Here is a 21,366-nt window from a genome sequence, read left to right on the forward strand (position 1 = left end):
AATACCTGACATGAGCTTGCGCACGGACCTGACATGAGCTTGCACACCGCCGGCCGGGCCGGCCCGGAGGAGCCCTTGATGGCCGGTGCGGATCCCCCGCTGACCGGCCCGGACGCGGCGGTCCGCTTCGCCGCCGTCTTCGACGAGCACGCGGGCGGGCTGTTGCGGTACCTGGCCCGGCAGGTGCCGCCGGCCCAGGCCGAGGATCTGGTCGCCGAGACGTTCCTGGCCGCCTGGTCGGGGCGCCGCGACTTCCGGCCGCAGCGGGGCACGGCCCGCGCCTGGCTGTACGGCATCGCCGTCAACCTGCTGCGCCGCCACCACCGCGTCCAGGCCCAGCAGCAGCGCATGGCGCAACGGCTGACCGGCCACGCCGCCCCGGTCGACGGCGGCCAGGACCGGGTCGCCGAACGCCTCGACGCCCGGGCCCGGTTCGCCGCGCTGCACACCGCCGTCTCCGCGCTGCCCGACGGCGACCGCGACGTGCTGCTGCTCAACAGCCTCGCCGGCCTCGACACCCGGGAGATCGCCGCCGCCCTCGGCATCCCGGAGGGCACCGTGCGATCCCGGCTGCACCGGGTGCGGCGCACCCTGCGCGCCACCGCCTCCCTGCCCGGCCCGACGGAAGAACTGTGATGACCACTGACGAGCTCGATGCCGCCCTCGACGAGCTGTACCCGGCGCCGGACGAGGACCCCGACACGCTGCGCCGGCTGCGGGCCCGGGTGCTGAAGCCGCGCCGGCGCACCTGGCTGCCGCTGACGTCGGCCGCCGCGGCCGTGCTGGCGGTCGCCGTGGCCGCCAGCGTCGTGGTGCGCGCCCAGCACCCGGACGGCGCGATGGTCGAGGTGGCGCACACGCTGAGCACCGCGGCCGACGCCCAGATCCGCACGGTCGACGCGCCGGTGCCGCCCGGCCGGTACCGCTACCTCACCACCCACGCGATCGCCCTGAGCCAGTCGCCGCGGGCCGCCGTGCTGGCCGGCAGCCGCGACGAGACGTGGATCCCGGCCGACCCGTCCGGCGAATGGTTCCAGCTGCGCTCCGACACCGGCGAACGGACCCGGCTGTTCGGCACCGACCGTGACGTCGCGGACGCCCAGCTGGAGACGGTCCGCCCGCCGGAACGCCTCAGCGGCCGGTGCGGCGCCTTCTATCCCGACGCCGGGGACCTGTGCACGGCCGACGGCACCTGGCAGGTGCCGACCGCGACGTTCGTCGCCGAGCTGCCCCGCGACCCGGACGAGCTGTACGACCTGCTGCGCGACGAGACCGACGGCCGCGGCCAGGACCCGGACCTGGAGATGCTGGTCTACGTGGCGGACGCGCTGCGCAGCGGGATGCTGCCGGCCGACCTGCGGGCCGCGCTGTACCGCACCCTGGCCCTGGTGCCCGGCCTGCGGATCACCGAGCACCGGGCGACGCTGGACGGGCACACCGGCACAGCGCTGGGGATCACCGCGGCCGGTGAACAGCAGGAGATCGTCATCGACCCGGTCACCGGGGTGTTCATCGGCGAGCGCACCCGCACCACCGAGGACTGGCCGGGCATCCCGGCCGGCACCGTGATCTCGTGGACCACGGTCCGCTACGACGTCGTGGCGAAACCCTGGCAGCGCCCTTAGAGGGCGCGTGCCGCGTGCCGGCCCGCGGCGCGTCCGGAGAACAGGCAGCCACCCAGGAACGTACCCTCCAGGGCGTTGTAGCCGTGCACCCCGCCGCCGCCGAACCCGGCGACCTCCCCCGCCGCGTACAGCCCGCTGATCGGCTGCCCGTCGAGGCCGAGCACCCGCGAGTCCAGGTCGGTCTGGATGCCGCCCAGGGTCTTGCGGGTCAGCACGTGCAGCTTCACCGCGATCAGCGGGCCGGCCGCCTCGTCCAGGATCCGGTGCGGCACCGACGTGCGCCCGACCCGGTCACCGAGATAGCGCCGCGAGTTGTGGATGCCCTGCACCTGCGCGTCCTTGGTGACCTTGTTGCCGATCTGCCGGTCCCGGGCCTCCACCTGCGCCCGGATCCGCGCCGCGTCCAGCAGCGGCTCGTCGGTCAGCTTGTTCATCGCCGCCACCAGGTCCTCCAGCGACGAGGCCACCACGAAGTCCGCCCCGTTGCGCTTGAACGCCTCCACCGGTGCCGGCGCCCCCTTGCCGAACAGCCGTTCCCGGGTGAACGCCCGCCGGTCCTTGGCGGTCACGTCCGGGTTCTGCTCGGAGCCGGACAGCGCGAACTCCTTCTCGATCATCTTCTGGGTCAGCAGGAACCAGGAGTGGTCGTGGGCCGCCAGCTCCGGGGTGGTGCGCAGATAGCGCAGCGTGCCGAGGGTGTCGTAGCTGGGGAAGTACGGCGCCGGCAGCCGCCGCCCGAGCGCGTCGAACCACATCGGTGAGGGCGCCGACAGGATCCGGATGCCGTGGCCCGGCCACACCGGGTCCCAGTTGTGCACGCCCTCGACGTAGTGCCACATCCGGTCCCGGTTCACCAGCCGTGCCCCGGCGTGCTCGGCGATGCCCAGCATCCGGCCGTCGACGTAGGCCGGCACTCCGGTGACCATCGCACGCGGCGGCGTGCCCAGCCGCTGCGGCCAGTACTGCCGCACCAGGTCGTGGTTGGCGCCGATGCCGCCGGTCGTGACGATCACCGCCTGCGCCCGCAGCTCGAAGTCCCCGGCCGGGGTCCGGTTCGACGACACGCCGCGCGCCGACTCGTCCGGCGCCAGCAGCGTGCCACGGACCCCCACCGCTGCGCCGCCCTCGATGATCAGCTCGTCGACGCGGTGCCGGTGGTGGAACCGCAGCAGCCCGCTGTGGCCGGCCGCCAGCGCCGCGTCGGTGAACGGCGCGACCACCCCGGTGCCGGTGCCCCAGGTGACGTGGAACCGGGGCACCGAGTTGCCGTGCCCGTCGGCGCGCAGGTCACCGCGCTCGGCCCAGCCCGCGAACGGCAGCCAGCTCATGCCCAGCGACGCCAGCCAGGCCCGCTTCTCCCCGGCGGCGAACTCGACGTAGGCGCGCGCCCAGCGCACCGCCCAGCTGTCCTCGTCGGCGGTCCGGTCGAAGCCGGCGCTGGCCTGCCAGTCACCCCACGCCAGCTCCACGTCGTCGCGGATCCGGGCGCGCCGCTGCTCCGGGCTGTCGACGAAGAACAGCCCGCCGAACGACCACCACGCCTGCCCGCCGAGGTTGGCCGGGTTCTCCTGGTCGAGCAGGGCCACGGTCTTGCCGGCGGCGGTGAGCTGCTGCGCGGCGGCCAGCCCGGCCAGCCCGGCGCCCACGATGATGACGTCCGCGTCCACGGTTGTTCCTCCACCCACCCCGCCACTGTGAAGATGAGAATTTATCGGATATCGAGCTGAGAAGGAACGGGCCGATGTGGCCTGGCTCGCCCCGCCAACGCCCGCGGCACACCGGCCACACCCCGGCCGCCACAATGGGAACGTGCCGCAGCCGCCCACCGACGCCCCCCGCCACCGGCACACCGCTGACCCCGCACAGACCCGCGAACAGATCGCCGAAATCCGCCCCGACCTGCTCGAACGCTACGACGCGGCCCTCACCGGCGCCCGCGCCGCCATCCTCGACCGGCTACGCCACGCCCTCGCCCACGAACCCCTGCCCGTCCCCGCCGGCAGCACCCCCGCCACCATCACCGACCCGGTCGCGCTCACCGCCCACCTCTGGCCCGGCACCCACCTGATCACCGAGATCGCCAACAGCGTCGCCAACCTCGCCCTGGCCCGCGCCGCCGCCACCCCCCAGCCGCTGCCCCGCCCCGGCGACCCCGACGCCCTCGGCCGACACGAACAATCCCTGACCGACGGGCACCCCCTGCACCCCTGCTGCCGCACCCGCACCGGCATGACCGTCGCCGACGTCCTCGCGTACGCCCCCGAACACCGGCCCGTCATCCGCCTGCGCCGCCTGCAAGTCCCCGCCGGCCGCTGGCACGGCACCGGCGCCCCCGTCCTCTACGCCCACCCCTGGCAGGCCGCCCGCCTCACCACCGAACACCCCTGGCTGCGCGACATCGGCGCCACCGCCCCGGTCCGGCCGCTGATGTCACTGCGCACCGTCGCACCCCTCGACGGCGGGCCCCACATCAAAACCGCCGTCGACATCCAGATGACCTCCGCGGTCCGCACCGTCTCCCCCGCCGCCGTCCACAACGGCCCCCGCCTGTCCACCCTGCTCACCCGCCTCACCGCCGACCTGCCCCTCGACGTGCTCGCCGAGACCGAAGCCGGCGCCGTCATCACCGACCACGGACCCGACCGGCGCCTCGCCCACCTCGTCCGCCAAGCGCCCCGCCTGCGACCCGGCGAGACCGCCGTCCCGCTCGGCGTCCTCGCCGCGTCCCCGCCGCTGCTGGCGACGGTCGGCAACCCGTACACCTTCATGGCAGAACTCGGCACCGTGCTGTTCGCGCCGCTCACCCGCGTGCTGCACCGCGGCGTCGCGCTGGAGGCCCACGGCCAGAACACCCTCGTCGTCCTCGACGGCCCCCACCCGGTCCGCACCCTCTACCGCGACCTCGGCGGCGTGCGCGTCCACGCCGGCCGGCTGCGCGCCACCGGCCACGACATGCCCGACCTGCACGGCGACCTGCCCACCGACGACGAGAACGAACTACGCACCAAACTCGCCGCCGCCGCCCTCGGCGCCGTCGCCCACCAACTGATCACCGCCCTCGGCCGCCACCACCACGCCGAACCCGGCCGCCTCTGGGCCATCCTCGCCGCCGCCCTGCGCCAAACCGCCACCCCCGACGTCGCCCACCTGCTCAGCGACCCCCTGCCGGTCAAGGCCACCACCGCGATGCGCCTCGCCGACGACCCGCTCACCGACATCTGGACCCACCTGCCCAACCCCATGGCGGCCCGGTGACCACCCCGCGGAAGGACCCCGCATGATCATCCGCAGCGTCCGCACCGGCCGCCTCGCCGTCGCCGCCGCCCACACCGAAGCCGCCCTCGCCGTGCACGCCCCGCACCTCGTCGACGACTTCCACACCCAGCTACCGCACGCCGCCGACACCGTCGGCCGCCGCCTGCGCGCCGCCCTCACCCGCGAGAACCTCACCCCGCCCGGCCCACACGGCCACCGGCACGCCTTCAACCGCGTCGAATACCCGGCCGCCGGCGTCCACGACCCCGCCGACCTGCTCACCGGCATCGACAACGACGCCTTCGCCGCCGAGATCCGCAACGCCGTCCTCAACCTCGCCATCGCCGCCGCCCGCGCCACCGAGCAGCAACCGCACGACAACCCCGACCACGAAGCCGTCCGCCTCGAACGCCTCGCCGTCGCCGGACACAACCTGCACCCCTGCGGCCGCACCCGCCTCGGCTGGGACACCGCCGACGTCCTCGCCCACGACCTCGAAGCCGGCCACACCCGCATCCACTTCATCGCCGTCCGCGACGACCACCACCTCGGCGACGACCTCGGCTTCACCGCCGGCGCCCCCACCGGGTACCACACCCAGCCCGTGCACGCCTGGCAACGCGACCTGGTCACCGACCGCTACGCCACCCTGTTCACCGACGGCATCCTCAAACACCTCGACGGCCACCTCGACGCCGTCCCCACCGCCGCCCTGCGCACCCTGCTGCTGCCCGACGGCACCTACCTCAAGCTCTCCCTCGACATCCAGGTCACCTCCACCCGCCGCAGCATCAGCATCGCCAGCACCCGCAACGGCCCCACCCTCTCCCACCTGCTGCACCGCCTCGTCGCCGACGACCCCGACGGCCACCGCCTGCTGCTGATGACCGAAACCGGCGGCGCCGCCGTCCCCACCGGCAGCGGACGCGACCTGTCGGCCATCGCCCGCACCGGGCTCACCGGCCGGCTGGACCCCCGCGAACACGCCGTACCCGGCAGCGCCCTACCCGCCCACGACCCCGCCACCGGCACCACCGTCCTGGCCGGCCTCGTCGACACCTCCGGCCTCGGCGCCGCCGGCTGGCTCACCGCCTACACCCGCCTGCTGCTGCCACCCCTGCTGCGCCTCGCCGGCCACGGCATCGCCCTCGAAGCCCACCTGCAGAACTGCCTGCCCACCTTCATCGACGGCCACCCCCACCGCCTCGCCCTGCGCGACTTCGCCGGCCTGCGCCTGCACCCCGCCCGCCTCGCCGCCGCCGGCCACACCCCCGACCTGTGGCCCGGCTCCGTCATCGCCACCGACGACACCGGCCTGCTGCTCGCCAAACTCGCCTACACCGCCCTGCAGGCCCACCTCGGCGAACTCGTCATCCGCCTGGAACACACCCACCACCTGCCCGAGGACCAGGCCTGGCGCATCATCCGCGACATCGTCGACGAGACCTACGACAACACCCACCCCACCAGCCGTACCGACCACGCCTTCCTGACCGCACCCACCGTCCCGCACAAAGCCCTCGTCCGGATGCGCCTCACCGGCGACGGCGACATCTACCTCCCGGTCAGCAACCCCCTGCATGGCTGAACTCCCCGCCCCCGTCACCCAGGCACTGCGCCGCCTGCCGGCGCCGGTCTGCGCCTACCTCTACGACACCCGGGCCCTGCGCGCCACCGCCACCACCCTGCGCCGAGCCCTACCACCACGAACCACCTTCCTGTACGCGGTGAAAGCCAACGGCCACGAGAAAGTCGTCCAGACCCTCGCCGAGGTCTGCGACGGCCTCGAAGTCGCCTCCGGCGGCGAACTCGACCTCGCCGTCCGCGCCGGCGCCCGCCGCATCGCCTTCGGCGGCCCCGCCAAGACCGACGCCGAACTCGCCGCCGCCGTGCACGCCGGCGCCCACCTCAACGTCGAGAGCCCGCACGAGATGCGCCGCCTCGCCGGCCTCGGCCTCACCGCCGACATCAGCATCCGGGTCAACCGCGCCGGGCCCACCCTGCGCGGCAGCCACACCATGACCGGCACACCCACCCCGTTCGGCGTCGACGAGACCCAACTCCCGGCGCTGCTGGCCGACGTGCCACCCGGACTCCGCGTCACCGGCTTCCACCTGCACGCCGTCTCCAACAACCTCGACGCGACGGCACACGCAGCCTTCCTCACCGACGCGATCGCCTGGTCCGTCGCCACCGCCCGGGCCCACGGCATCGACCTGCGCACCGTCAACGCCGGCGGCGGCCTCGGCGTCGACTACCTCTCGACGGCCACCATCGACCTCACGCCGCTGTCCGACGTCCACGTCCCCGACGGCATCGAACTCGTGCTCGAACCCGGCCGCTACCTCACCGCCGACGCCGGCTGGTACGCCGCCGAGGTGATCGACCTCAAGACCACCCACGGACGGACCTTCGCCGTGCTGCGTGGCGGCACCCACCACTTCCGGCTACCGGCCGCCTGGGGTTACAGCCACCCGTTCACCGTCCTCCCGGTCGACCGGTGGGACCGGCCCTACCCGCGGCCGGCCGTCACCGACGTGCCCGTCGACGCCGTCGGCGAACTCTGCACCCCCCGCGACGTCCTCACCCGCGGCCAGCACGTCGCCGCCCTGCGCGCCGGTGACCTGCTGGTCTTCGGGCGGGCAGGCGCGTACGGCTGGGACATCTCGCACCACGACTTCCTGCGGCACGAGCCGCCGGCGTTCGTACTCCTCTGACCTGATCTTTTCCGGGTTGTCGGCGAAGCCGTCCTTCATGTTTTGACTGGGTGCGGCCTGCCGCACACCCGGTAAGGCATCCTAGGATGATGGTTCGGAGCAGAGACGGCGCACGCGGGACAAAGCGCCGGCGGCCACCTCCACCGGACCCTGCACAGAGGTGAAGTGCGCGACGAGGTACGGCCAGCCCTGCCCGCCGTCCGGCACCAGCACGAACCCGAACGTGCACAACGGCTCCGGATCGGCGGACTGCGCCCGCGCCTGGTGGTGGCGCAACCGCACCAGATCGTGGAACGGCGCGGACGACGACTCGGCGAAACTGCCGGCGACCGCCAGGACGTACTGGGCGGGCACCTGCGGGAACCGGAACGTGCGCACCCGGGCCGCGCCACCGGCACGCATCGCATGCACGGCCCACTGGCCCAGAGCAGCCCGCTGCTCCAGCGGGAAAGCGTCGATCTGCGACAACAGCCGGTGCCGGACCGGCTCGTCCAGAGCGTCCGGAAGCGCGGTCGCCGCCACGAAATCCAGGATCCGGGCCAGCACCGCATGGCCGGGCAGATCCTCCCGGATCAACGGCAGCGCCGGCGGCTCACCCGGCAACACCCGCACCGGCCGCTCGGCGGCGATCGTCAGCCACCCGAAATGCGCCGGCACCTCCCGCGGCCCCCGTCCCGCGCAGAAGTCCAGGTAGCGGACCACCGCCGCGGCCGACCGCAACTCGTGCAGAACCAGCTCCCAGTCCCGCCGCAACAGCACCACCAGGGGACGCTCCCCCGGCCACACCAGATCGACGCCGGACGGCAACGCCGGATGATCCACCACCAGCAGCCCCGACCACGTCAACCGGCCCGGCTGCACGTGCACGCCGCCGCCGGCCTCACCGGCGTACCGCTCCGGCTCCGGCGCCACCGCGTCCAGCCGCCGGGCCGCCGCCGCGATCTGCTCGAGGAACCAGTCCCGCTCCCGATTCACCGACGCGCTCGGCTCGGTGCGGCGCACCTCGTACACGACCACCGCGCGGCTGCCCGACACCAGCACGGTGGTGCCGTCACGCGGCGACCGGAACCGGAAATGCGGCAACCACGACTGCCCCAGCGCCCACCGCGCCATCGCCTCACCCGGATCAGAAACCTCAAGGTCGTCGGTCAAAGTCGCTGCTCCGAGTAGTTGCCGTCCACCCCCGGCCAAGATCCGGGGCAGCCATTGTGAGCCCGGCAGCCCAGTCACCGGCTCCCCCGTTCGCCCAGCTCCTCGACCCGTGCGGTCGACGCCAGGGCCCCACGCACCGTCCGGCGCCGCTACAGTGCGCCGGTGATCGGATCGACGCGGCGCCGGGTGCGCCAGGCCTACCGCACCGGGACGCTGCTCGACCTGGGCGGCGCGGCCGTGGACGGCTCGTTCCTCGCCGAACTGCTGCTCGGCGGCGCCGGCGCGATCACCGGCCGGGTGGCCCGCCTCAACCTCGAAGGCGCGCACATCACCGGCCTGCTCGACCTGACCAGCGCCCGCATCGACACCCAGCTGCGCCTGCGCCACTGCGTCTTCGACGACAGACTGCTGCTCGACAACGCCGACCTGACGTCACTCAACCTCGACGGCAGCACCCTGCCGGGCATCGAAGCCGAAGGAATCCGGGTGGCCGCGGTGTGCGCCATCCGCGACGCCACCGTCAACGGCGACATCTGGATGCTGCCCGCCACCATCGACGGGCCCCTCACCCTGGACCGATCCACGATCTCCGGCAGCGTCCACCTGCAACGCGCGTCCATCGGCGCCGTCCACCTGCGCGGCGCCCGCGTCGAGCAGGGCGTCCGGCTCACCGGAGCGCGCGTCGGCGGCGACGTCGACGTCGCGCACGCCCACTTCTCCGCCGCTCCCGACACCGGCATCGCCCTGAACTGCTCCGGCCTCATCCTGGGCGGCTCCCTGCTCGCCCACCACCTGCGTACCGACGGTGAGACCCACGTCATCGGCACTCGGGCCGGCGGCACCATGGCGTTCCAGGCAGTGACCCTGCGCTGCCCGGACAGCGCCGCCCTCCTCATGATCGAGGCAGAGACGGTCCTCTGCACCCTGCGCCTCACCGCGGACTCGGCCGGCACGATCAGCCTGCGCGACGCCCGCTTCGGCCGGCTCGTCGACGACCCGGTCAACTGGCCGCCGGCCTGCCGGGTCGAACTCGACGGCCTCACCTACGAACGCCTCACCCGCCGCTCCGAGGACGTGGTCACCTGGACCGCCCGGCAACGCCTCGACTGGATGGCCCGCCACGCCACCGGCTTCTCCCCCGGGCCGTACGACCAGCTCGCCGCCGCCCTCACCCGCGACGGCCGCGAACAGGAGGCCCGCCAGGTCCTCGTCGTCCGCGAACGCCGCCGCCACCGCGCGATGGGCCGGCTCGGCGCCGTCTGGGGAGCCGTCCAGGACGCCGGCATCGGCTTCGGGTACCGCCCGCTGCGCGCCCTGCTGTGTCTGCTCCTGGTGGTCGCCGCCGGAACCGGATGGTTCGCCTGGTCCGGCCCCCTCGACCCGGTGAAGCCGGACGAGTCGCCCACCTGGGACCCGTTCCTCTACACCGCCGACGTGCTGGTGCCGCTCGTGGACCTCGGCCACGACAAGGCCTGGGACCCGGTGGGCGCCGACAAGGCCGTCACCCTGGCCGTCATGGCAGCCGGCTGGATCCTGGCCACCACGGTGGTGGCCGGCGCCGGGCGGGCCCTGCGCCGTTGAAAGTGTCGCAACAACCGCTCTCTAGGATCCCGATCATGATCCGCGCGACGCCGGCGGCCGGCAGGTGAGCTGGCAGACCGGGCTCACCGGCTTCCTGGCCGGCCTGCTGATCTCCATCGTCACCTCCCCGGTAGGCGTCTCCGGCGCCGTCTTCCTCCTCCCCGTGCAGCTGAGCGTCCTGCACGTGCCCAGCCCCGCGGTGACCCCGACCAACCTGCTCTACAACGTCGTCGCCGGCCCCGGCGCCCTCGCCAGCTACCGCCGCAACGGCCAGCTCACCGGCCCCCTGGCCAGACTCCTGGTGATCGGCACCGTCCCCGGCGTGGTCCTCGGCGCCCTCATCCGGGTCTTCGCCCTCCCCGGCGCCCAGGCCTTCCGCCTGGTCGCGGCGGCCGTCCTGCTCCCCCTCGGGCTCTGGCTCTGCGCCCGGGCCGTCCGCTCCGACGTGCCCGACCGCCCGCCGTTGTCCCGCCGGACGCTGCTGACCCTGAGCCTCGCCACCGGCACCGTGGGCGGCATCTACGGCATCGGCGGCGGCTCCGTCCTCGGCCCCCTCCTCGCCGGGCGCGGCCTCCCGATGACCCAGATAGCCCCCGCCGCCCTCGCCGCCACGTTCGTGACGTCCATCGTCGGAGCCGGCACCTACGGGGTGATCTCCCTGAGCACCGCCGGAGCGATCGCGCCCTTCTGGTACCTCGGCGTCCTGGCCGGACTGGGCGGTCTGCTGGGCGGCTACCTCGGCGCCCGCCTGCAGCCGCACCTGCCCGAGAAGCTGCTGCGCCTGCTGCTCGGTGGGCTCGCCACCGCCCTCGCCGTCCTGTACGTCATCCAGGCCTTCACCCCGTCCCCCACCACCCCCTGAACGCCCGCACCGCCGCACCGCCGAACCGCCGATGTTCGTCGCCCGGCCTGGCTCAGCTGGCACTGGCGCATGATCCCCCGGCCGGGAGGCCTGCGTGAACGCCGGCACGCCCCACCCTCTCACCGCAGCCACGGCCCACTGCGAAGGCCGTACCACCAGAGGGGTCGTCGGCGAAGCCGTCGGTTGAGGTTTCGGTGCGGCTCGCCGCACTACCTCTAAGCCATCCTAGGATGATAGGGTCCTGCTGTGGACTGGAGTACCTACGGAACGTTCCTGCTTCTGGCGATCGTCGTCGTGGTGATCCCGGGACCGGACTTCGCGGTCGTCACCGGCAACACCGTCTCGGGTGGCCGAGCGCGCGGCATGTGGGCCGCCACCGGCGTAGGAACCTCGAACGCCGTTCAGGGCACCGCCGCGGTCATCGGCCTCGGCGCCCTGATCGTCAACGCCCAGCCGGTGTTCCAGACGATCAAGTGGGCGGGCGCGGCCTACCTGATCCATCTGGGGGTGCGGGCGCTGCGATCGGCGGTGCGCGGGGACTACCCCACCACGGTGACCGAGGGCGGTCGCGGCGCGGCGATCCGGGGCTTGCGGCAGGGCTTCCTGTCCAACATCACGAACCCGAAGGTCCTGGTGTTCTACCTGGCCGTGCTGCCGCAGTTCCTCACACCGGACGCCGGGCCGGCAGCGATGCTCGGCTTCGCGCTCAGCCACGCCCTGCTGTCACTGACATATCTCCTGCTGCTGACAGCGTTCCTGCACCGCGCGCGCCGGGTGCTGTCGCGGCGCCGGGTGCGGCGCGCGATGGACACCGTGACCGGCACCGCGATGGTGTTGTTCGGCGCGCGCATAGCCACGGAAAGCTGACCTACGGACGGCGCCAGATCCGGATCTCGCTCGGCGGCAGCTGCTCGGCGAACCGCGCGTCCGGCGCCGCCTCACGCAGCAACGACCGCAGGTCCCGCTCGAAGTCGGCGAGCCGGTCCGCGAACAGGTGCGGCGCCGAGTGCGACATCGAGAACGTCCACGCCACCAGATCGTCCTCGTCGCGTAGCACGACCTGACCGGCCGGGACGATGTGCCGTTCCAGGTCCACGAAACCGGCGCCCTCGATGACCAGATCTTCCCGGTCCGGGGTGACTCCGGCGGCGATCCGGCCCTGCCCGGCCCGCCGCACCGGCCCCAGATAGCGCCGCACCAGCTCGGCGATCCGCGGGTACGGCGGCGTGGGGAACGGCAGCGGCCCGGCCGGCGCGGGCGCGTCCTTCCAATCGGCGAGGTGCACGAACGCACCGCCCGGCTCGAGCATCTCGCGCACGGTCACGGCGACCCGGGCCCGGTCCATCCAGTGGAAGGAGGAGGCGAACACCACGGCTGGGAAGACGCCCAGCCCGGCGGGCAGGTCCTCGGCCCGGGCCGGCACCCAGCGGGCGTTCCTGATCCGGCGCCGGGCGGCCTGCCGGGCGGCCTCGGCGAGCATGCCGGGGTCCGGGTCGACGCCGACGACCTCGGCGAAGTGCGGCGCCAGCGCGAGGGTCACGGTGCCCGGGCCGCAGCCGACGTCGAGGAGCCGCTCATGCCCGTCGACCGCCTCGCTGATCGTCTCGGCGACGCCCGGCGCATAGGGGAGGCGGCCCCGCGGGTAGTGCGCGGCCGTCCCGGCGAACAGAGTCTCGTCCCACTGCCAGCCGACAATCACCCCACCAGGTTACTGAGCCAGCCAGCTCTGCCCGACGAACGCCTCGGCGCCGGCCGGCAGGGTCACCGGGGCGCCTGCCGCGAGCCGCCGGCACAGGTCCATCATCTCGTCGTAGTCGTGGGCGTTGTGCGCTTCCCCGCCGTCCGGCCACCAGGCGGCGTGCCAGCCGGCGCCGTTCACCCGCACGTACGGGCCCTCGACCACCGAGCGCACGGTGTTGTCGATCGCCTCCAGCAGGTCGGCCGACCCCCAGTCGCAGGCGTCGCAGCCGCAGTCCGGCAGCCGGCCGATCTCCAGGCCGGGCCGGGCCGCGGCGACTCTCAGAACGTCCGGTTCACCGTCGGCCACGGTGAACGACAGCGGCAACGTGCCGGGCCGCCCCGACCGAATCTCCCAGCCGGCGCCGGTCGCCGTGACACCCACCTCAGGCAGCGAGCCGAGCACGGACGCCCACACCCGGGCCCGCTCCCGCACGATCCGGTAGCGGCCCGGGTCGGTGACCCGGGAGTACTCCTCCGCGGAGGCGTCCCGGTCGGCGTGCGGGTTGGGCCACGACGGCAGGCCCAGCCCGTGCCACCGCTGGTCCACCCGGTCCTGGATCTCGTCCCACCCTGTCACGCCACACACCCTAGGGGCGGGTGGCCCCGGCCAGGTCGATCTTCGTGGCGTTGCCCGGCGCGCTGATCGGCGCGCCGGTCGTCACCTCGATGCGGGCCGCGACCCGCGCGGTGGCGCCCTCGACGAACTGCAGCACGTCGATCTCGGCGGCGGTCAGCTGCCCGCCGTCGATCCACAGGTCGATCACGATCGGCTTGTCGGCCGGCGCCGCGCCGAGGTCGTCGCCGAGCGACGGTTCGACGGCCGTGGCGATCCGCTTGGCCTCCGCATGCGCCTCGGCAGTCGTCGACGTCACGATCAGGTGCTTGCTGTCCGCGCTGTCGCGCACCACGTCGGCGCCTTCGAGCAGGTTGGTGGCGCCGGTGGTGAACTCGGCCAGCAGCTTCTTCTGCTGCTCGGTGTCCTCCGCCGGGGCAGTGCCCAGCGCGTAGCCCGCGGCCAGGTCGGTCGCCTGCTTGAGGTCGACCGACACCCATTCGCCGTCGAACAACGCAGCCGCCTCGGGCGCCCCGCCGACGGCTTCCTTGCGCAGCTGCGCCACGTCGGCCGGGGCGGCGCCGAACTTGGCGGCCAGCTCCGACACGGGCGCCTTCGCGTAGAGCATGCCGTCGACGAACCGGATCTCGGTGCCGGTCACGCCGCCGATCGTCGCCGCGATACCGGACCGGTCGTCGTCGGCGCCCTCGCCCGCCTTGTCGTAGGCGAGCGTGAACGAGGAGTTGAACACGGTCCGCAGGGCGGTCACGTCGTCCGGGTCGGTCGTCCGGGTCGCCGCGATCAGGTCGTCGGCGTCACCGGTCAGCTTCAGCGTGAAGCCGGCCTGCTGGGCGTCGGCGAGCTGCCGGGCCGCGTCGCGCAGCTCCAGCTTCGGCTCCAGCGCCTCGATCTGCTGCTGCGCGCAGCCGCCGGCGACGGCCAGGGTGGCGACACCGGCGAGGGCACCGGCCAGGAAACGCTTCGAGCGCATGGATCCCCGTTCTCACTGTCATCCGCCGCGGTGGCGGGCGCCCACAGCGTAAAAGCCTCGATCAACCCCTTTTTTGGTACGCCCATCCGAGTCCCGTGAGCCACACGCGACCCCCTGCCGGGCCGGGCCCGGCGACGCGACCGCCGGGCGGAGCTGCCCACTCACCCGGCGTGTGAAGTTACGGCTCGATCCGCACCGCGACTTCACACGCAGGACGGGATCACGTCCCGCCGCCGCGAGCATTGCGTGTGAAGTTACGCCCACATAGCGACCCCAACTTCACACGCTCCGTTGTGGCTCAGCGGGTGAAGACGGCGCGCCATCGGCCCGGCAGGCGCGAGTCCGGCGCGTCGACCCGTTCGACCGACACCTGCCGGACCCCGTCCACCGCGAACGCGTCGATCTCCGCCCGCGACAGCGGCCAGGGCGGCCCGTCGTGGCCGTCGGCGACCGCCGCCGCCGCGAGCACCAGCAGCATCCCGCCGGGCGCCAGCAGCGTGCCGGCCGACGCGATCGCCCGCGCCCGGATCGCCGCCGGCAGCGCCTGCACATTGTTGCTCTCCACGACCAGGTCGAACGCCTGCCGCCACTCGTCCGGCGGGTTCAGCAGGTCGGCGACCACGTAGTCCACCGGCGACGACGGGTGCCGCTCGCGGGCCAGCTCGATGGCGGTCGGAGCGATGTCGAACGCCGTCGTCACGTACCCCCGTTCCGCCACGTACTCGGCGTCGCGTCCCGCGCCGCAACCCACCACCAGCGCGCGCCGCCCGTCCCCCACCGGCAGCGGGAAGGCACGCAGGTGCGCGCTCGGCCCGGCCACGTCCCACGGCACCTCGGCCCGCCCGGCCCGCGCCTCGGCGTAGAGCGTCTCGAACCATCCGGTCGGCGTGCCCGCCGCCGCGATCTCCCGATAGGAGCTCATCACGCTCCCCCCGCGCGGCGCGGCGTCGTCGCGGCAACCCGCCGCAGGTCACTGTGCATGCTCATCGCGGCAGCCTCCGCAGCTCGCGGAGGGCCTGCCGGCGTACGTCGCCGGTGAGCGTGTCGATGTAGAGCCGGCCGTCCAGGTGGTCGGTCTCGTGTTGCAGGGCCCGCGCCAGGAACCCGCTCCCGGAGATCACCAGCGGCTCGCCGTGCTGGTCGTAACCGGCCGCGGTGACCGTCATGGCCCGCTTCGTGGCGAAGCCCATGCCGGGCAGCGACAGGCATGCCTCCTCGTCGTCCTGCTCCCCGGCGAGATCCGACAGCACCGGGTTCACCAGGTGCCCGACCTCGCCGCCCACGTTGTAGGAGAACACCCGCAGACCCACCCCGATCTGGGGCGCGGCCACCCCGGCCCGGCCGGGCTCGCGGACGGTGTCCTCCAGGTCTCGGACGAGCTCACGCAGCTGGGCGTCGAAGTCGGTGACCAGGTCGGCGGGCGTGCGCAGGACCGGGTCACCGAAGAGCCGAATCGGTCGTACTGTCATGTCCGGAAGGCTAGTCGGCGCTTACCTGCCGATGCCGTCCGGCCGGGGCCCGCCGAGGCGTTACGCGAGCAGGGCCGTGCGGTCCGGGCGCAGCATCTCCCGCAGTTTGATCAGCGACCGGCGGGTCTGGCTCTTCACCACCGTCACCGGCACACCCAGTTCTTCGGCCACCTGCTCCACGCTGAGGTCGGCGAAGTAGCGCAGCAGCACGATCGCCCGGTCCCGGGCCGGCAGCCGGCCGACCGCGGCCAGCATCGTCATCCGCAGTTCGGGGCTCATCGAGTACGCCGGCTCGCGCATCCGGCCCGGCACCGACTCCGTCGAGCTGCGCCGGCGCAGGTGGTCCAGGTAGACCCGGAACAGCGCCTTCTGCGCGTACGCCGCGACGTTGTCGCTGGCGGCCACCCGGCCCCAGTTCAGGAACAGCTTGGTCAGCGTGGTCTGGGTGAGGTCCTGCGCCAGGTGCCAGTCGTGGCAGAGCTGGAACGCGGCACTGTGCAGCCGCCCGGTGCACGCCTGCGCGAACCGGGCGAAGTCGTCCCGCGCGGCGGCACCGGGCGGCGCGGTGAGGCGCATCCGGATGCCGGACGAAGTGGTCCGGACCGGGGTGTCCGGTCGATCGAGTAGTTCAAGCATGTCGCCTTCTTCAGCCAGCCACGGGGGCTCCCACTGTGGACCGTCTCGGTGCGCGCGGTGGTCAACGTACGCGTCCGGGCCGCAGCGGTGGGGGCGCCCGGTGACCTTGGCACGCAACCGGTAGAGACGGCGGCGGAAGCGGCGGTCAGAGACCGGCCAGCGCGGCCCGGATCGGGCCGACCTTCGCGGCGGCCTCGTCGACCTCGGCGTACGGGTCGCTGTCCGCGGTGATGCCACCACCGGCCCAGGTGTGCACCCGGGTGCCGTCCACAGCCACCGTCCGGATCGTCAGGCCGAGATCGAGGTGGTCGTGGCCCAGCCACCCGGCCGCACCCATGCTCACCCCGCGGCCGACCGGTTCCAGCGCGGCGATCCGGGCCAGGGCGGCAAGCTTGGGGGCGCCGGTGACGCTACCGCCGGGGCAGACGGCCCGCAGCAGTTCGGCGAGGCCGACGTCGCCGTCGAGCGGTGCGGACACGACCGACTCGGCCTGCCAGAGGCCGGACCACTCGCGGACGGCGAACAGCTCGTCCACCCGGACCGGGCCGGTGCCGGGCAGCCGGGCCAGGTCGTTGCGCTCCAGGTCGACGATCATGATGTGCTCGGCGCGTTCCTTCGGCGAGGCCAGCAGCTCGCGGAGGCCGGCCGCGGTGGCCGGGCGGGTGCCCTTGATCGGCCGGGTCGACACCCGGCCGTCCCGGACCTCGATCAGGGTCTCCGGGGAGGCGGTGGCCAGCGCCCAGCCGTCGCCGGCGAGCAGCCCGCCGTACCGGGCGCCGGACAGGGCGGCGACCCGCCGCAGCGCCGGGACCGGGTCGCCGGTGTACGCGGCGGACCCGTGCCCGACCACATTGACGATGTAGACGTCACCCCGCCCGATCGCGGCGCGCACCTCGTCGACCGCGCCGGCGTGCTCCTCGCGGGTCCAGCTCTCCCGCCACGGTCCCAGCCGCCAGGCGCCGGGCCGCCCGGTGGGCTGCCGGGCGGTGGTGTGCCCGTAGACCACGGCATAGATGTCCGGAATGCCCGCCGCTGGCGAGGGTGGCCCGACCGTTCCCCCGGCCATCACGGATCCGGCATCCGCCGACACGTAGAGTGCTGCCCCGCAAATGGCGCCATCACCGAACGTCTTTTGTTTGTCATCCGTTCGGCCAAGGTTTCGCACCGGCAGTCCGTTGGCGGCGAGAAACGCGGCGAGAAGCTCACCAGGGTCACCGGGATCACCCCGATCCCACCGAAAGGCACACAACGCGTGGTGACGGGCTTGGCAGCCCCCCGGAAAAGCCGGCGGCGGACCGACCAGAGGTCGCGGAGAGTGGTCGTTGATCTCCGTCCCGTGGACCATGTATGACGCGAACGGCCCCGCGGATCCCGTCACCGGGTTGAACCGTTGTCGTTCGATGTGAGGTAACGTCCGTCACCGACTTTGTGAACCTTCACACAGCCCCCAAACGGAGATCACGAAGATGTGTCAGCACCAAGTTCCCTGCCCACCGGCCGATGCGATCGACCGCGAGGCTGCCCGGATCATCGTCACCTTCTGCGAGCAGGGATGGAGCCTGCTCTGCAACGGCGTCATCGTCTTCGAGGACACCGGCGAACTTCTGCCGGACGGCACGATGATCGAGCCGCACCGCGGCCCGGCCGTGCACGCCCTGGCCGCCTGAGGAAACCGCCACGGAGCGTGACCGAAGCGACGCGCAGGCCGCGATCATAGACGACCACGACCTGCGCGCCCCGTCAGCTCAGTCCTCGAACGCCTCCGGCGCGGGGCACGAGCAGACCAGGTTCCGGTCCCCGTACGCCCCGTCGATGCGGCGCACCGGCGGCCAGTACTTCGCCGCCCGGTCCACGCCGCCGGGGTAACCGGCCACCGACCGCGGGTACGGGTGGTCCCACTCGTCCGCCGAGACCGCCGACGCCGTGTGCGGCGCGTTGGCCAGCGGGTTGTCGTCCTTCGGCCAGACGCCGGCCGCCACCTGGTCGATCTCGCCCTTGACGGCGATCATCGCGGCGATGAAGCGGTCCAGCTCGGCCAGGTCCTCGCTCTCGGTCGGCTCCACCATCAGCGTGCCGGCCACCGGGAACGACATCGTCGGCGCGTGGAACCCGTAGTCGATCAGCCGCTTCGCCACGTCGTCGACCGAGACGCCGGCGGCCTTGGTGATCGGCCGCAGGTCGAGGATGCACTCGTGGGCGACCAGGCCGTTGTCGCCCGCGTACAGCACCGGGTAGTGCTCGCGCAGCCGCGCCGCCACGTAGTTCGCCGCCAGCACCGCCGAGGCGGTCGCCGCGGTCAGGCCGTCCGGGCCCATCATCCGCACGTACGCCCAGGAGATCGGCAGGATGCCGGCCGAGCCGTGCGCCGCCGCCGAGACCGCGTGGTGGTCGCCGGGCTCGCGCGGGTCGCCGGGCAGGAACTCGGCCAGGTGGGCGCGGACCGCGACCGGGCCGACGCCGGGGCCACCGCCACCGTGCGGGATGCAGAACGTCTTGTGCAGGTTCAGGTGCGAGACGTCGGCGCCGAACTTGCCCGGCTTGGCGAACCCGACCAGGGCGTTCAGGTTGGCGCCGTCGACGTACACCTGGCCGCCGGCCTCGTGCACCCGCTCGCACAGCTCGGCAATCGCGGTCTCGTACACCCCGTGGGTGGACGGGTAGGTCACCATGATCGCGGCGAGCGCATCCCGGTGCTTGTCGATCTTGGCGGCCAGATCCGTCATGTCGATGTTGCCGTCCGCGTCGCAGGCGACCACGACGACCCGCATGCCGGCCATCACCGCGCTGGCGGCGTTGGTGCCGTGCGCGGACGACGGGATCAGGCACACGTCGCGGTGCGCCTCGTCCCGGGAGCGGTGATATCCGCGGATCGCCAGCAGGCCGGCCAGCTCACCCTGCGACCCGGCATTGGGCTGGACACTGACCGCGTCGTACCCGGTGATCTCGGCCAGCCACGCCTCCAGCTGCGCGACCAGGGCCTCGTAGCCCTCGGTCCGGGTGACCGGCGCGAACGGGTGCACGTTCGCGAACTCCGGCCAGGTGATCGCCTCCATCTCGGCGGTGGCGTTCAGCTTCATCGTGCAGGAGCCCAACGGGATCATGCCGCGGTCCAGCGCGTAGTCCTTGTCCGACAGCCTGCGCAGGTACCGCAGCATGCTGGTCTCGGAGTGGTGCGTGGTGAAGACCGGGTGCGTCAGGTACTCGCTGGTGCGGGCCAGCGACCGCACCTCGCTCGCGGCGGGCTCGGCCGGCGCCGCGCCGAACACCTCCAGCACGGTCGCCACGTGGGCCGCCGTGGTCGTCTCGTCGACCGACACCGACACCCGGTCGGCGCCGACCGGCAACAGATCGATGCCCCGGGCGGCGGCGGCCTCGACCATCTCGGCCGCCCGGCCCGGCACCACCACGGTGACGGTGTCGAAGAACGCCCGGTGCGCGATCTCGACGCCGGCCGCGGTCAGGCCCCCGGCGAGCGTGCGGGCGTGGTCGTGGGTGCGCTGCGCGATCGCCTTCAGGCCCTGCGGACCGTGGTAGACCGCGTACATGCTCGCCATCACGGCCAGCAGCACCTGGGCCGTACAGATGTTGCTGGTGGCCTTCTCCCGCCGGATGTGCTGCTCGCGCGTCTGCAGCGCCAGGCGGTAGGCGGGCGCGCCGTCGGCGTCCTTCGAGACGCCCACCAGGCGGCCGGGCAGCGACCGCTCCAGGCCGCCGCGCACCGCCAGATATCCGGCGTGCGGACCACCGAATCCCAGGGGTACGCCGAAACGCTGCGTCGTGCCGGCCGCGATGTCCGCACCGATCTCCCCCGGGGCGCGCAGCAGGGTCAGCGCCAGCAGGTCGGCCGCCACCGTGACCAGGGCGCCCTTCGCGTGCGCCGCCTCGACCAGCGCGGCGTGGTCGCGGACCGCGCCGGACGCACCCGGGTACTGCAGGTGCAGCCCGAAGAACTCCGCCGGCAGATCCTCGCCCGCGTCCAGGTCGACCAGCCGCACGTCGATGCCGAGCGGCTCCGCCCGGGTGCGCAGCACGGCGAGGGTCTGCGGGAACGTGTCAGCGTCCACCGCGTACACGGTGCTCTTGCTCTTCGACGCCCGCCGGGCCAGCGTCATCGCCTCCGCGACGGCGGTCGCCTCGTCCAGCATCGACGCGTTAGCGGTGGTCAGCCCGGTCAGGTCGGTGACCATGGTCTGGAAGTTCAGCAGCGCCTCCAGGCGCCCCTGGCTGATCTCCGGCTGGTACGGCGTGTACGCCGTGTACCACGCCGGGTTCTCCAGCACGTTCCGCTTGATCACCGCGGGCGTGTGGGTGCCGTAGTAGCCGAGCCCGATCATCGAGGTGGCCACCACGTTGCGGCCCGCGATCGCGCGCAGCTCGGCGATCGCCTCCTCCTCGGAGATGCCCGCCGGCAGGTCCAGCTCGCCGCGGAAGCGGATCGACGAGGGGATCGCGGCGTCCATCAGCTCGTCGAGAGAGTGATGCCCGATCGCCTTGAGCATGTGGGTCTGCTCATCCGGGTCCGGACCGATGTGACGGGAAACGAACGGCGACGATGTCATGGGCGACTCCAGGCTCGAGAAGGTCGACATGCAACCTCCCCCTCTGTCATACCCAGCTAGGCATTTCAGAGTCGCCTGCCCTCGCGGTCCTTTTGCCTGAGAGGTTCCGGGGAGGATTTGCCCCTTCGGCGCCGCACGACCGGTGATCGGCCGTATGGTCTCTCCCGCGCGGGTGTAGCCGGCAGTGTCAACCTACCAGCGGATCTTCGCCCGAGCCGCTGTGCGT

Annotated in this window: 19 protein-coding genes and 1 riboswitch; of the genes, 9 read left to right on the forward strand and 10 right to left on the reverse strand. The window is 73.1% G+C overall.

All coding sequences use genetic code 11. The features are described from left to right. The first annotated feature begins 33 nt into the window (after window positions 1–33). Window positions 34–636 carry an RNA polymerase sigma factor gene (locus tag AC0NH5_RS26500; RefSeq protein WP_474408746.1) on the forward strand — a complete coding sequence of 201 codons (603 nt, stop codon included), beginning with the start codon at window positions 34–36 and terminating at the stop codon, window positions 634–636. Then, a complete protein-coding gene (locus AC0NH5_RS26505; RefSeq protein ID WP_474408748.1) occupies window positions 636–1,625 on the forward strand; it encodes a CU044_5270 family protein in 990 nt (329 codons plus the stop codon). The genes AC0NH5_RS26500 and AC0NH5_RS26505 overlap by 1 nt, the downstream gene beginning before the upstream one ends. Here AC0NH5_RS26505 and AC0NH5_RS26510 read toward each other — a convergent pair. Beyond that, window positions 1,622–3,292, reverse strand: coding sequence for an FAD-binding dehydrogenase (locus AC0NH5_RS26510; protein WP_474408750.1), 1,671 nt, complete (start codon window positions 3,290–3,292; stop codon window positions 1,622–1,624). The genes AC0NH5_RS26505 and AC0NH5_RS26510 overlap by 4 nt on opposite strands. Before the next feature lie 142 nt (window positions 3,293–3,434). Here AC0NH5_RS26510 and AC0NH5_RS26515 point away from each other — a divergent pair, with 142 nt between their 5' ends. Genes AC0NH5_RS26515 through AC0NH5_RS26525 form a run of 3 tightly spaced genes read left to right on the forward strand, consistent with a single transcriptional unit; the run spans window position 3,435 to window position 7,597 of the window. Then, window positions 3,435–4,880 (forward strand): IucA/IucC family protein, encoded by a 1,446-nt coding sequence (locus AC0NH5_RS26515; protein ID WP_474408752.1) that lies wholly within the window; start codon window positions 3,435–3,437, stop codon window positions 4,878–4,880. A gap of 22 nt (window positions 4,881–4,902) precedes the next feature. Continuing rightward, window positions 4,903–6,468, forward strand: a complete 1,566-nt coding sequence (locus AC0NH5_RS26520) for an IucA/IucC family protein (RefSeq protein WP_474408754.1) — start codon at window positions 4,903–4,905, stop codon at window positions 6,466–6,468. Next, complete coding sequence (locus AC0NH5_RS26525) at window positions 6,461–7,597, forward strand: type III PLP-dependent enzyme domain-containing protein (RefSeq protein WP_474408756.1); 1,137 nt, start codon at window positions 6,461–6,463, stop codon at window positions 7,595–7,597. Before AC0NH5_RS26520 ends, AC0NH5_RS26525 begins: the two co-directional genes overlap by 8 nt. Before the next feature lie 81 nt (window positions 7,598–7,678). Here AC0NH5_RS26525 and AC0NH5_RS26530 read toward each other — a convergent pair whose 3' ends face one another. After that, window positions 7,679–8,749, reverse strand: coding sequence for a hypothetical protein (locus AC0NH5_RS26530; protein ID WP_474408758.1), 1,071 nt, complete (start codon window positions 8,747–8,749; stop codon window positions 7,679–7,681). Window positions 8,750–8,911: 162 nt separating this feature from the next. Here AC0NH5_RS26530 and AC0NH5_RS26535 point away from each other — a divergent pair, with 162 nt between their 5' ends. From AC0NH5_RS26535 to AC0NH5_RS26545, 3 genes are all read left to right on the forward strand, one after another. Continuing rightward, window positions 8,912–10,330 (forward strand): hypothetical protein, encoded by a 1,419-nt coding sequence (locus AC0NH5_RS26535; RefSeq protein ID WP_474408760.1) that lies wholly within the window; start codon window positions 8,912–8,914, stop codon window positions 10,328–10,330. A 64-nt stretch (window positions 10,331–10,394) separates the two neighbouring features. Beyond that, window positions 10,395–11,192 carry a sulfite exporter TauE/SafE family protein gene (locus tag AC0NH5_RS26540; protein ID WP_474408762.1) on the forward strand — a complete coding sequence of 266 codons (798 nt, stop codon included), beginning with the start codon at window positions 10,395–10,397 and terminating at the stop codon, window positions 11,190–11,192. A 246-nt stretch (window positions 11,193–11,438) separates the two neighbouring features. Then, window positions 11,439–12,059, forward strand: coding sequence for a LysE family translocator (locus AC0NH5_RS26545; protein WP_474408765.1), 621 nt, complete (start codon window positions 11,439–11,441; stop codon window positions 12,057–12,059). Window position 12,060: 1 nt separating this feature from the next. On the opposite strand, the gene AC0NH5_RS26550 is transcribed toward AC0NH5_RS26545, so the two are convergent. The 7 genes from AC0NH5_RS26550 to AC0NH5_RS26580 form a co-directional block, all read right to left on the reverse strand. After that, window positions 12,061–12,891 (reverse strand): class I SAM-dependent methyltransferase, encoded by an 831-nt coding sequence (locus AC0NH5_RS26550; RefSeq protein ID WP_474408768.1) that lies wholly within the window; start codon window positions 12,889–12,891, stop codon window positions 12,061–12,063. 9 nt (window positions 12,892–12,900) lie between these two features. Then, window positions 12,901–13,509, reverse strand: a complete 609-nt coding sequence (locus AC0NH5_RS26555; RefSeq protein ID WP_474408770.1) for a DUF6226 family protein — start codon at window positions 13,507–13,509, stop codon at window positions 12,901–12,903. Window positions 13,510–13,519: 10 nt separating this feature from the next. Further along, on the reverse strand, window positions 13,520–14,476 hold the full coding sequence (locus AC0NH5_RS26560) for a hypothetical protein (protein WP_474408772.1): 957 nt from the start codon (window positions 14,474–14,476) through the stop codon (window positions 13,520–13,522). 298 nt (window positions 14,477–14,774) lie between these two features. Then, window positions 14,775–15,398, reverse strand: coding sequence for a class I SAM-dependent methyltransferase (locus AC0NH5_RS26565; protein ID WP_474408774.1), 624 nt, complete (start codon window positions 15,396–15,398; stop codon window positions 14,775–14,777). A 61-nt stretch (window positions 15,399–15,459) separates the two neighbouring features. Further along, window positions 15,460–15,945: a peptide deformylase gene (locus AC0NH5_RS26570; protein ID WP_474408777.1), complete on the reverse strand. Its 486-nt coding sequence runs from the start codon at window positions 15,943–15,945 to the stop codon at window positions 15,460–15,462. A 60-nt stretch (window positions 15,946–16,005) separates the two neighbouring features. Continuing rightward, window positions 16,006–16,581 carry a sigma-70 family RNA polymerase sigma factor gene (locus tag AC0NH5_RS26575; protein WP_474408780.1) on the reverse strand — a complete coding sequence of 192 codons (576 nt, stop codon included), beginning with the start codon at window positions 16,579–16,581 and terminating at the stop codon, window positions 16,006–16,008. Between the two features lie 145 nt (window positions 16,582–16,726). Further along, complete coding sequence (locus AC0NH5_RS26580; protein WP_474408942.1) at window positions 16,727–17,926, reverse strand: chorismate-binding protein; 1,200 nt, start codon at window positions 17,924–17,926, stop codon at window positions 16,727–16,729. 121 nt (window positions 17,927–18,047) lie between these two features. On the opposite strand from AC0NH5_RS26580, the gene AC0NH5_RS26585 reads away from it, so the two are divergent. Continuing rightward, on the forward strand, window positions 18,048–18,248 hold the full coding sequence (locus AC0NH5_RS26585; RefSeq protein WP_474408783.1) for a DUF5999 family protein: 201 nt from the start codon (window positions 18,048–18,050) through the stop codon (window positions 18,246–18,248). A gap of 78 nt (window positions 18,249–18,326) precedes the next feature. Here AC0NH5_RS26585 and gcvP read toward each other — a convergent pair whose 3' ends face one another. Continuing rightward, on the reverse strand, window positions 18,327–21,140 hold the full coding sequence (gene gcvP, locus AC0NH5_RS26590) for an aminomethyl-transferring glycine dehydrogenase (RefSeq protein WP_474408944.1): 2,814 nt from the start codon (window positions 21,138–21,140) through the stop codon (window positions 18,327–18,329). A gap of 74 nt (window positions 21,141–21,214) precedes the next feature. Next, a riboswitch (glycine riboswitch) is annotated at window positions 21,215–21,317 on the reverse strand. Between the last annotated feature and the right edge of the window lie 49 nt (window positions 21,318–21,366).

Source organism: Actinoplanes sp. 13 (genome assembly GCF_056134165.1).